General features: G+C 45.5%; 10 protein-coding genes. 2 read left to right on the top strand and 8 right to left on the bottom strand.

All coding sequences use genetic code 11. The features are described 5' to 3' along the window. Positions 1-208 precede the first annotated feature (208 nt). Positions 209-661, bottom strand: a complete 453-nt coding sequence (locus BDI_RS07625; RefSeq protein WP_011966490.1) for a copper resistance protein NlpE — start codon at positions 659-661, stop codon at positions 209-211. A gap of 163 nt (positions 662-824) precedes the next feature. On the opposite strand from BDI_RS07625, the gene BDI_RS20215 reads away from it, so the two are divergent. Then, entirely contained in the window at positions 825-1,001 is a 177-nt protein-coding gene (locus BDI_RS20215; protein WP_005855899.1) for a DUF4250 domain-containing protein, read from the top strand. A gap of 12 nt (positions 1,002-1,013) precedes the next feature. On the opposite strand, the gene BDI_RS21330 is transcribed toward BDI_RS20215, so the two are convergent. The 7 genes from BDI_RS21330 to BDI_RS07595 form a co-directional block, all read right to left on the bottom strand. Beyond that, entirely contained in the window at positions 1,014-1,142 is a 129-nt protein-coding gene (locus tag BDI_RS21330; RefSeq protein ID WP_255348933.1) for a hypothetical protein, read from the bottom strand. Next, a complete protein-coding gene (locus BDI_RS07620) occupies positions 1,139-1,999 on the bottom strand; it encodes a nitroreductase family protein (RefSeq protein ID WP_009276355.1) in 861 nt (286 codons plus the stop codon). Before BDI_RS07620 ends, BDI_RS21330 begins: the two co-directional genes overlap by 4 nt. Before the next feature lie 94 nt (positions 2,000-2,093). Next, entirely contained in the window at positions 2,094-3,095 is a 1,002-nt protein-coding gene (locus BDI_RS07615) for a GGGtGRT protein (protein ID WP_005855903.1), read from the bottom strand. Between the two features lie 9 nt (positions 3,096-3,104). Continuing rightward, complete coding sequence (locus BDI_RS07610; protein ID WP_005855905.1) at positions 3,105-3,296, bottom strand: hypothetical protein; 192 nt, start codon at positions 3,294-3,296, stop codon at positions 3,105-3,107. Next, positions 3,289-3,981, bottom strand: coding sequence for an iron-sulfur cluster assembly scaffold protein (locus tag BDI_RS07605; RefSeq protein WP_005855907.1), 693 nt, complete (start codon positions 3,979-3,981; stop codon positions 3,289-3,291). The genes BDI_RS07610 and BDI_RS07605 overlap by 8 nt, the downstream gene beginning before the upstream one ends. A gap of 123 nt (positions 3,982-4,104) precedes the next feature. Then, complete coding sequence (locus tag BDI_RS07600; RefSeq protein ID WP_008771780.1) at positions 4,105-4,551, bottom strand: OsmC family protein; 447 nt, start codon at positions 4,549-4,551, stop codon at positions 4,105-4,107. An 11-nt stretch (positions 4,552-4,562) separates the two neighbouring features. Next, the gene (locus BDI_RS07595) at positions 4,563-5,687 is read right to left on the bottom strand and encodes a TlpA disulfide reductase family protein (protein ID WP_011966489.1); all 1,125 of its coding nucleotides are present in this window, start codon (positions 5,685-5,687) and stop codon (positions 4,563-4,565) included. A 421-nt stretch (positions 5,688-6,108) separates the two neighbouring features. On the opposite strand from BDI_RS07595, the gene BDI_RS07590 reads away from it, so the two are divergent. Next, positions 6,109-11,103 carry a DEAD/DEAH box helicase gene (locus BDI_RS07590; protein ID WP_011966488.1) on the top strand — a complete coding sequence of 1,665 codons (4,995 nt, stop codon included), beginning with the start codon at positions 6,109-6,111 and terminating at the stop codon, positions 11,101-11,103. The last annotated feature ends 331 nt before the right edge of the window (positions 11,104-11,434 follow it).

The raw sequence follows: 11,434 nt of genomic DNA, 5'->3' as shown, positions 1-11,434 counted from the left end.
AATCAGCCCTATACGGATAGAGGGCTTTCCGGATGGAAAGAACGACATCTTGAGATAAATTAAGCGGCTATTCTCATTGGAGTAATTATATAGTTATATAGGGACGCAAAGTTAGGAATAGTTTTGGGTTTAGGCAAATGAGTATATACTTTCATGTACAAAAGGGTATGCTTTTGCCCTTGAAAGTATATACTTATGGGGATAAAGCCTAGAATTTCTTTGTTTGCTTAAGGATATAGAACTTGGCTAAGTCGCCCGTGATGGGTTGCTTCTGCTGGTCCAGCATTTTCAGTTGGCCTTCCTCTACCTTATAATACGTGATGTCTCCCCCTTCTTGTCTCGCCGTCAAGACGTTACCATCCAGCGTGTAAGTTCCCTTATCATTAAAAATACCGTCTTTCTCGTCAATATATTCGGAGCGGAGGGTAAAGGTTTTATCCTTGTTCAATGTCAAGGTCGTTTTAATACCCGGCGAGCTGGCGGCTGGTAATGTCCCTTCGTAAACACCCCAGTAATCCAAGGAAGTCTCTGCGTTGTGCATATCCGGTACTTGGGCGGTTTCCTGCTTGTTCTTGTCTGTTTGCGTGGCGTCTGCCTTTGGGTTGCCGCTACAGCTGAATAGGGCTGCGGCTACCGCTACTACTAATACATATTTTTTCATGTCATTCAATTGAATTATAAGTTCTCGTTATTTAAAACCAGTTTGTAGGTTGTTTTGTTGCGTACCGATATTCAAATAATAAGGATCGTGTCTGGGTTCCATCTGGCGAAAAAGCATTATCTTTGTGTTGTAAAACATAGATAACATTTTTATTCGTAAGATTATGTCATTACCAAACGATCCGATGATGCTATTCAGCTTCATCAATATGAAACTTCGTGACAATTATTCTTCCCTCGACGATTTATGCGAGGATTTGCAAGTGAACAAGAAATCCCTTCTTACAAAGCTTAAAGACGCTGGTTTTGAATACAGCCCGGAGCATAATAAGTTCTGGTGATCGGGAGTGATCCTAGCCCGGTAAACCTATGAGATCCGAACCATAGGTCAATGACTTACGTATCGTAATCCATTGACTTACGATGCGTAATCCAATGGATCGCATACCCCGGTCGACAAGGTTGTCTCCATCAAGTCTCATTCGATATAGTTCTTGACGATCTCTTTCCGGTCCGTATACTTCGGATACTTAAAAGCCGGTATGCCGAGCGCCATGATCGCTTGTATCTTGCCGTCGATCCCTAGCGTCTTGGCGAGCGTATCTTTTCCTTCCTGCCGGATAGCGGTGAGCACAAAGCCCATATAGATCTGGCTTACCCCAAGCGATTGCGCCATCAAGGAGGCGTTTTGATAAGCGAGGTTAGCGTCCTCACTTCCGAATCGGTTGGACTTCGGTGTATGGATCAGTAGCAGGGCGGTGGCTTTCCGGAGAATCGGATCTTTACCCGCCTTGTGTTCCTCTTTCAACCGATTGAATACCGGTACGTATTTATAGACATCCTTCATAAACGGCTTGACCACACATTTCACGACGGGATTCAATAATAGCTTCGCCAAGGAGTCGAACACGCCTATCGTATAATCGCTCACCTGCCGTAGCTTTCGCGGATCGGTGACGACGGTGAACGAGAGACTTTGGGAGTTTGTAGCCGTCGGCGCAGAATGAGCGGCCTCCACGATCTTGTCCAGCATCTCCTTGGGGACGGGCCTCGAGGTCAATGTCCGGTTGGAACGGCGTGACTTGATCAGCAACATCACCTGCTCCGGCGTAGGCATTTGGCTGTAATCGATCGTATGCGTTTTCTCCGGCGGGAATTCGCTGTGCGACACGGAGCCCGTCGGACATACGTCCACGCAATGCCCGCAAACGATGCAGCTTTCCACACGTACCAGCCCGATCGTCTCTCCGGCCCTTTCTTGCGTGAATATATCCGAAGGGCATACCCGTACGCATTTCCCGCATTTGATGCAACTCTCTTGGTCTATGTTTAGTGTCATCCTTTTCCTCCTTTTGATAAGTAAAATAAAAACTCCTGCAACCATCAAGATTACAGGAGTCTATATATAAACAATTATTTTATTGTTTAGTTGATTACTTCTTCATAGCTTCCTCGATAGCAACCGCTACGGCAACCGTAGCACCTACCATCGGGTTGTTACCCATACCCAAGAATCCCATCATTTCTACGTGAGCAGGAACGGAAGAAGAACCAGCGAACTGAGCGTCACCGTGCATACGGCCCATTGTGTCCGTCATACCATAAGAAGCAGGACCAGCGGCCATGTTGTCCGGGTGCAAAGTACGGCCCGTACCACCACCAGAAGCAACAGAGAAATACGGGTGACCGTTCTCCATACATTCTTTCTTATAAGTACCGGCTACCGGGTGTTGGAAACGAGTCGGGTTTGTAGAGTTACCCGTGATAGATACGTCAACACCTTCCTTACGCATGATAGCTACACCCTCACGAACGTCGTCAGCGCCGTAGCACTTAACTTTCGCACGAAGACCGTTAGAGTAAGCTTTCTCCTCGATAACGTTCACCTCACCTGTCATGTAGTCGAACTGAGTCTGTACATACGTGAAACCGTTGATACGAGAGATGATCTTAGCGGCATCCTTACCTAAACCGTTCAAGATAACACGCAACGGCTCTTTACGAACCTTGTTTGCCATCTCGGCGATCTTGATAGCGCCCTCAGCTGCGGCGAAAGACTCGTGTCCAGCCAAGAAAGCGAAACACTTCGTCTCCTCACGAAGCAAACGAGCGGCCAAGTTACCGTGGCCGATACCCACCTTACGGTCATCCGCAACAGAACCAGCGATACAGAATGCCTGCAAACCGATACCGATAGCCTCGGCAGCCTCGGCAGCGTTCGTACAACCTTTCTTGATAGCGATAGCGGCACCTACTACGTAAGCCCAGCAAGCGTTCTCGAAACAGATCGGTTGAGTTTCCTTACACATTGTATAAGGGTCGATACCCTTAGCATCGCAGATAGCCTTTGCGTCTTCGATACCGTTGATACCATATTCGTTTAATACCGCGTTGATATGATCAATACGACGGTCATAACTTTCAAATAAAGCCATATTATTTTTTTACTTTTTAAAATTCTTATTTACTAGGAATAAAGATATCAGAAAGTTGAAAACCAATACACCGCCACAACAAGCCACGTAAAACGCCAACCACGGTTTCTCCGGCTTCATCACGAAATACGTGATAAGCGTAGCCACAGCCGTGATAACACTCAGCCCGATGAGGACACGTGTAAATGTTTTCTTATTCATTACGAGGATCGATATATTTTACAGCTTCTTTGAAACGACCGTAAGAGCCTTTCGCCTTTTCCAGTGCCTCGTTAGCGTCCATACCCTTCTTAACCATATCCATGAATTTACCCAAGTGGATGAATTCATAACCGATTACTTCGTCATCAGCGTCTAATGCCATGCGCGTGCAATATCCCTCGGCCATCTCCAAGTAGCGGGGACCTTTAGCCAATGTACCGAACATCGTACCCACTTGGCTACGCAAACCTTTACCAAGGTCTTCCAAGCCAGCGCCTACAGGCAGACCTCCCTCTGAGAAAGCGGACTGTGTACGACCGTAGACGATCTGCAAGAACAACTCGCGCATAGCGGTGTTGATAGCGTCACAAACAAGGTCTGTGTTCAATGCTTCCAAAAGAGTTTTACCCGGAAGGATCTCAGAAGCCATAGCCGCTGAGTGAGTCATACCGGAACAACCGATTGTCTCTACAAGAGCCTCTTGGATGATTCCTTCTTTAACGTTTAATGTCAGCTTACATCCACCTTGTTTCGGCGCGCACCAACCGATACCGTGAGTCAAACCAGAGATATCAGTGATCTGAGTTGCTCTAACCCACTTTCCTTCTTCAGGAATCGGAGCGCACTGGTGGTTAGCTCCCTTCTTTACAACACACATGTGTTGAACTTCATGTGAATAAATCATAATCGCTAATTTATTATATTAAAGTGTAATAAAACCTTATGCTAATTTTATAGTAATATCGCTTTCTCTAAAGATCGCACAAAGATAAATTTTTTAATCCAGCCATGCAAGAGGCGGGATTTGTTATTTGTCGTTAGGGTATGGTTTTAACGGTTCCCCATTTAACAGGATCTCGTACGTGATAGGGGCGATCTTTTTCATCATAAGGCCTACTCCGCAATATTTTTCTTGCGACAAGCGGATCGCCTTGTCTATCTTGGCTGCGTCTTCCTTGTTCCCTTGGATATGGTAGGTCATGTGGAATGCGGTGTATACCATGGGGATGGTGTCGGAGCTCTCGGCCTTCACGTCAATGGATACTTTCTCGAAACGTACCCTCATCTTGTTGAACAAAGGGATTACGTCCATGGCGCTGCATCCGGCTAAGGCTACGAGCATTAGGGCTTTGGGACGGGGGCCCTCGTCGTTGCCCCCGTTCTCCATATCCCTGTCTATTGTCACCTTATGCCCGTCTAGCAAGGTCTCGAATGTCAAGTCCTTTTCCCAGTTTAGAGTGATTTGAGCGGACATGTTATTCTTGTTTATTTTAGTATTTCTTGAAGTTTAGCGTCGATCTCCTCGCCATGTAGGTTCTTGGCGATGATCGTTCCGTCCTTATCCACCAATACGGTGTGAGGGATGCTGTTTACCCCGTATAGTTGAGCACCGGAGTTTTTCCAGCCTTGCAAGTCGGAGAGTTGGGTCCATGTGATATTCAGGTCCTTTACGCCTTTCGCCCATGCGTCAGCCTTGCTATCCAAGGAGATACCAACGATCTCGAAACCTTTGTTCTTGTATTTCTTGTAAGCGGCTACCAAATTCGGCATATCCCGGCGGCAAGGAGGACACCAGCTTGCCCAAAAATCGATCAACACGATGTTCTTGCCATTGCCTACGAACTCGGATAGCTTGTGCGTCTTACCGTTCGGGTCGGCCATCTCGAAGTCCACGAACTTCTTGCCTACGGCTACGGTTTTCAGTACATCTAGGTGAGCCATGAGCTTATCGATGTTCGGAACGGCCTTGAAAGCGGAGTCCGCCTTGGCGATAATCTCGTTCTGGGCAGCCTCGTCCAAGCTATAACGGAAATCGTATAATAACTTGGCGGCGGATTGCTTGGTCGTATTATTCAATATGTAAGTCTTGACGGCATCGGTTACCTTTTGGTCGATCTCGTCATATTTCTTCTCGGCGGCGCTTACGACTTCCTTGTCCTCAGATTTCATGTCGGCGGAAAGCTTCTCCAAATCCGCACGCAAAGTCTTCATTTGTGCTTGCAGGGCTTTCAATCCGTCATTCTCCGGTGTTCCAGAAACGGCGGAAGCGGCCTCGTCAAGAACAGCCTGTAATTTACCGTTCTCCAGTACGAATACGCTTGTAAAAGGAGCGTTCTCGCCGGAAGCGGCACGTTTGGGTTCCACGACATCCTCGGCGAAGGCGAGTTTGCGTAGGGCAGGGGCGCTCTGTGTTCCTTTGAACGTGAACGTGCCGTTCTGCACCAATGCGCTATCCATTGGGGCGGCGTCTTGTACGCCATATTCATACAGGTAAACGTATTTTCCGTTTAGATCGGTGTTCGCTACGGTACCGTTGATCTCGTAACCCGGTTTTTCGCTGCATGCGGCTAGGAGCAGAGCTGATGCGGCAAGAGTAAGATACTTTTTCATTTTGTATTTGTGTTATGTAAGTAATGTATTAAAATATGGAATATTGACTTCGCGAATATACGAAGTCTTTTGGGAAAAAACGTTGCCCGATGACATTTACATAAGGCTTTGCTCCGAAAAAAGAAATATTCTCGCTTATCTTATCTGTAGAAGAGTGAATTTTTAAGTATAGTGTTGTTTTTCAATTTATTGCAGTTTTGTTGTTTTTTATGCTTAGGAAACTTTAGTTTCTTCTAGGGAAAACAAAAGTTTTCCTATGAATAAACAAGAGTTTCTCCCGTATAAAACTCTTGTTTCTATCGGAAGAAACAGATGTTTCTTTTAGAAGGTCGGCTATGTCTCCAATGAAAATCTGTCCGAGTTATTGAAATAAGTGGAGTTTTATGTACTTTTGAGGACTAAACAACGGACGATTGAGACAATGACATTTAAAGAAGTACTTCAAAGATTCCGTACCGGATCTTTTACCGAAAGAGAAAAGGGAGCGAAGTTTGAGAAACTGATGAAGAGATGGTTCCAAACGGACCCTCGCTATGCGGATAAATTGCAGGAGGTTTGGCTTTGGGAGGAATTTCCGGGAAAAAAGGATTTCGGCGGGAAAGATCTAGGTATAGACTTGGTGGCGAAAACTGATTTGGGTGATTATTGGGCCATCCAGTGTAAATGCTATGACGAGAAGGCCGTCATAAGCAAGGCGGTCGTAGACTCCTTTATATCCACCGCTCATCGTGCGTTTATAGATGATTTAACCTTGAAGACCACGTATTTCAGTAACCTGATCTGGGTTTCTACCACCTTGCGCTGGGGAGCGAATGCGGAAGAGACGTTGAAAGGTCAAGACATTTCGGTGACTCGTATCAATATGCATGAGTTGGAGGCTTCTCCGGTTGATTGGGATAAACTCTTGAAAGGGGATACGGGAAAAGCGGCTTTACGGGAAGGTAAACAGCCTCGCAAGCATCAGTTGGAAGCGATGAAAGCGGCTCATGAATATTTTAGGGTACATGACCGGGGAAAACTAATCATGGCTTGTGGAACGGGAAAAACGTACACCTCCTTGGAGATCATAGAGCAAGAGACCGGGGGCAAGGGACTGATTTTATTCATGGTCCCCAGTATCGCTCTTTTAGGACAATCGCTGAATGCTTGGATGACAGATACGAAATACAGGATGAAGGCTGTTTGTATTTGCTCGGATTCCAAGGCTTCCAAAAGGAACGATTTCGATAATGACGAGACGAGTATCATCGATAACCCATTGCCCGCCACGACAAATATCAACTCGATAAAACGGCAATTATTAGGCTATAAGGATACGGACGGACTGGTTGTCGTATTCTCGACCTATCAAAGTATAGATGTCTTGGCCGAGGCGCAGCGAGCGCTATTGGAGGCTGATCCGTCTTATGGTATATTCGATTATATCGTTTGCGACGAGGCGCATCGGACAACCGGTTTTAAGCAAAAAGGTCGTGATGAGAGTCATTTTACTAAAATACATGACAATGACTTGATCCGGGGGAAAAAGCGTCTTTACATGACGGCTACCCCACGTTATTATAATGACAATGCCAAGGCGACGGCTAAAGACAAGGATTTAGTGTTGTGGAGCATGAATAACCCGGACTATTATGGCGAGGAGTTTTTCCGGATCGGATTCGGACGTGCCGTGCGTGAGGGACTGCTGACGGACTATAAGGTATTGGTGCTGACGATTAGCGAGGATGATATCCCGGATTCTATCCTAGAGGATGTCAAGGATAAGCAACAAAAGGAAATAAAGATGGACGACGCCAGTAAGCTCATCGGTTGTATCAATGGCTTGTCCAAACGTATAAAAGGAGATAAGGGGGTTACGAAGGAGGCGGACCCGGTATTGATGCGGAGGGCCGTGGCGTTTTGCTCGACCATTAATCCGAGTGAGCGGGGGAGCGGTATCTCTTCCAAGGGGTTTGCTGCCGTGATGCCTACGATGGTGAGAAAATATAAGGAATCCTTGTCGGAGGAAGTACGGGAAGAGGTCGTGGATATCGAGGTTCAACATATCGACGGGGCGATGAATGCCGCTACACAGGAGGAGAAGATCGCTTGGCTGAAGGAGGAGACCGGCAATCCGAACGAGTGCCGTATTCTATCGAACGTGCGTTGCTTGTCCGAAGGGGTGGATGTGCCGGCTTTGGACGCTGTTCTTTTTGTCGCCGCCCGTAATAGCGAGGTGGATGTCGTGCAGAGCGTGGGGCGTGTGATGCGTACGTTCCACAAGGGGGCTTCGGATGAGAAGAAATATGGTTATATCATTGTCCCGGTAGTCGTTCCGGCAGATGTGGAGCCGGAGAAGGCGATGGAGGATAACGAGCGTTTTTCCGTGGTCTGGAAAATCTTGAATGCCTTGCGTGCCCACGACGATGAGTTTAACGCTACGGTCAATAAGATACATTTGAATAAGGTGAAGCCTCCCAAGGTGGTTGTCGCCGGGATACCGCAAGGCTCGGGCCGGATGCACGGGAAGGATTGGATGCCCGATCCGCAGGATCAACAGACGGGGGCGACCGAGCTAAGTAATGAGGAGATCGCTCGCCAGTTGGAACTTCGTTTCGGTTCTTTGCAAGATGGGATCTACGCGAAGATGGTCGAGAAGGTCGGAGATCGCCTGTATTGGGAGAACTGGGCGAGGGAGATCGGTTTGATCGCCCAGAAATTTATAGAGCGCATCGCCCGTGTCGTGAAAGAGGGATTGCACAAAGAGGCTTTCGTTGAATTCTTGAATGGCTTGCAAAAGAACTTGAACCCTTCCATTGACGAGGGACAAGCGGTGGAGATGCTGGCGCAGCATATGATTACACGTCCGGTATTCGATGCCTTGTTTAAGGACTATCAGTTTGTCAAGAATAATGCGGTCAGCCGTAGTATGCAACGTATGTTGGAGCTACTGGAGAGCGAGGCCATGGAAAAGGATACGGAGGTATTGAATAAATTCTATGAGAACGTGCGCATGAACGTAGGCGATATTGACAATCTGGAAGGAAAGCAGACGCTTATCAAGAATCTGTATGAGAAGTTCTTCAAGGGCGCTTTCCCGAAGACCGTGGATAAGCTGGGTATCGTTTATACACCGGTGGAATGCGTGGATTTTATTATCCATTCCGTTGACGATATCTTGCGCAAGGAATTTGATTGCAGCCTTTCGGATGAGAATGTGCATATCTTAGATCCTTTCACGGGGACAGGTACTTTCATTACCCGTTTGTTACAAAGCGGTTTGATCCGTCCGGAAGATCTGGAACGTAAATATAAGAATGAGATTCATTGCAATGAGTTGGTCTTGCTCGCTTATTATATCGCTGATGTCAATATCGAGAGCGTCTTTCATAGTCTCGTAAAGCGAGATACTTATTTGCCGTTCGAGGGCATTTGCTTAACGGACACTTTCCAGACAACCGAGAACGAGGAGAATGTCTTGGATCAGACTTGGTTTCCCGAGAATGCGGCGAATGTGGATAAGCAAAAGAAAGCTCCGGTACGGGTTATAATGGGTAATCCTCCGTACTCGGTCGGACAGAAATCGGCGAATGATAATGCGCAGAATTTGAGTTACGCTCATTTGGATAAACGGATTGCCGAGACGTATGCCAAAGCCGCTCAAGCGACTAATAAGAACTCTCTTTATGATAGTTATATTAAGGCGTTTCGTTGGGCGAGTGATCGTATTGCGGATTGCAAGGATGGGGGTGTGGTAGCTTTCATTAGTAATGGGGCTTGGATTGATGGAAATGCTCAAGAAGGATTTAGGAAATGTCTTGAGGATGAATATTCGAGTGTATATGTGTTTAATTTAAGGGGAAACCAACGTACGAGTGGTGAGTTGTCTCGTAAAGAAGGCGGTAAAATATTTGGTTCAGGTTCTCGTACGCCTATATCAATCACCTTCTTAATAAAGAACCCGAAAAAGAAAGGGAAAGCGACGATTCTGTATCATGATATTGGTGATTATTTATCTCGTGAGCAGAAGCTTAAAAAGATAAGTGAGTTTGGTTCCGTTGATTCTAGTAAATTACAATGGGAGATTGTTGCTCCGAATGAGAAAGGGGATTGGATTAATCAGAGAGGGGATGTGTTTGATTCTTTGATACTTTTGGGTGATAAGGATAATAAAGCTAATAAGCTAACTCTATTTAATGCTGTTTATGCAAGAGGCATAGGTTCTTCTCGCGATTCATGGGCTTATAACTATTCGAGACAAAAAATGCTTGAGTCAATGAGACGATCAAATGAGTTCTATAATGAGCAAAGATTAAAATATCAAGAATATAAAAGGTATAATCCGAATATTGATGTTGTGAGTTTTATTGACAATGACCCATTAAAAATAAGTTGGAGTAGAGCTTATAGACAAGATGTAGAAAAAAATAGAGAGCATTTTTATGATGTTAAATATGCCTCTATAGGGTTGTATCGTCCATTTTCAAAGCAAAATTTGTATTTTGATAAGACTGTTCTAAATGATGTAGGACCTATTTTTAATATGTTCCCGACTTCAAGTCATAAGAATTTAGTGATTTGCGTTAGCGGTGTCGGCGTAACAAAAGACTTTAGCTGTATCATAACAGATATGCTTCCAGATTTAGAACTTATAGGAAAGAGTCAATGTTTCCCTCTCTACTGGTACGAAGAAAACAAGAACAAGCAGCAAACCTTGTCCTTATTCGATACCGAATCAAGCGATGATTACATCCGTCGAGACGGAATTACCGACTGGATACTGAAAGAAGTCCGTACCCGTTTCGGAAATGCCCGGAAGATCACGAAAGAAACCATCTTCTACTATGTGTATGGCTTGCTTCATTCCCCAAAATACCGGGAAGCCTTTGCGGCCGATTTGAAGAAATCCTTACCACGTATCCCGATCGTGGAAGATATAGACGCATTCCTCGATTTCTCCTATGCGGGTAAGCAACTGGCTAATCTGCATCTGAATTATGAGGAAATACCTGCGTATGAGGGCGTGACAGTCATTGGCGACAGGCAAAAGGAGGAAGCCCCGGATGGTCGTATGATTGCCGGAACTACGGATCTATATGCGGTCAAGGTGGATTATAAATACTATGAGGTAGAGAAAATGCGATTCCCCAAAAAGGGGCAAAAGGATACGATTATCTACAACAGCTCGATTCGCATAGAGAACATACCCGATGAGGCGTATGAGTACATCGTGAACGGTAAATCCGCTATCGAATGGATCATGGAGCGCTATCAAGTGAAAACCGATCCAAGTAGCTTGATCAAGAACGATCCGAATGACTGGAGCCGTGAGCATGATAACCCCCGTTATATCTTGGACTTGCTACTCTCCGTAATCAACGTGAGCGTACAAACCATGGAGATCGTCAAAAAGTTACCGGATTTAAAGTTGGAATAAGAAAATAGTAAAAGGGGCTTCTTGTGAGGAATTCATATTTATTATTTTATAATCTAGAGATACACCTAGGGATAAAGCTTGCATGCATATAAAGTCTTTATGTAAAGGAGCTAAAAAGGTGTGTTTATACGATAAAGTATTATGTATTTGGGGCGGACGATGAAGGAGTTGATCTATATTGTCAGACCTGTTTTAGGAAATCGGCTTGTAAAGTGTTAATCATTCCTTCGGAACCAATTTTAGGGTGATTTTTCAATGAACATATCCCCTTGTCTTTTTATTAATACGGATTTTTTTCCTTATATTCGCGTCACTTTTGAACACGTATCAA

This window comes from Parabacteroides distasonis ATCC 8503, assembly GCF_000012845.1.
Taxonomy (GTDB): domain Bacteria; phylum Bacteroidota; class Bacteroidia; order Bacteroidales; family Tannerellaceae; genus Parabacteroides; species Parabacteroides distasonis.
Note: the sequence above shows the minus strand (reverse complement) of the source record. Positions and strands in the feature narration are given on the sequence as shown.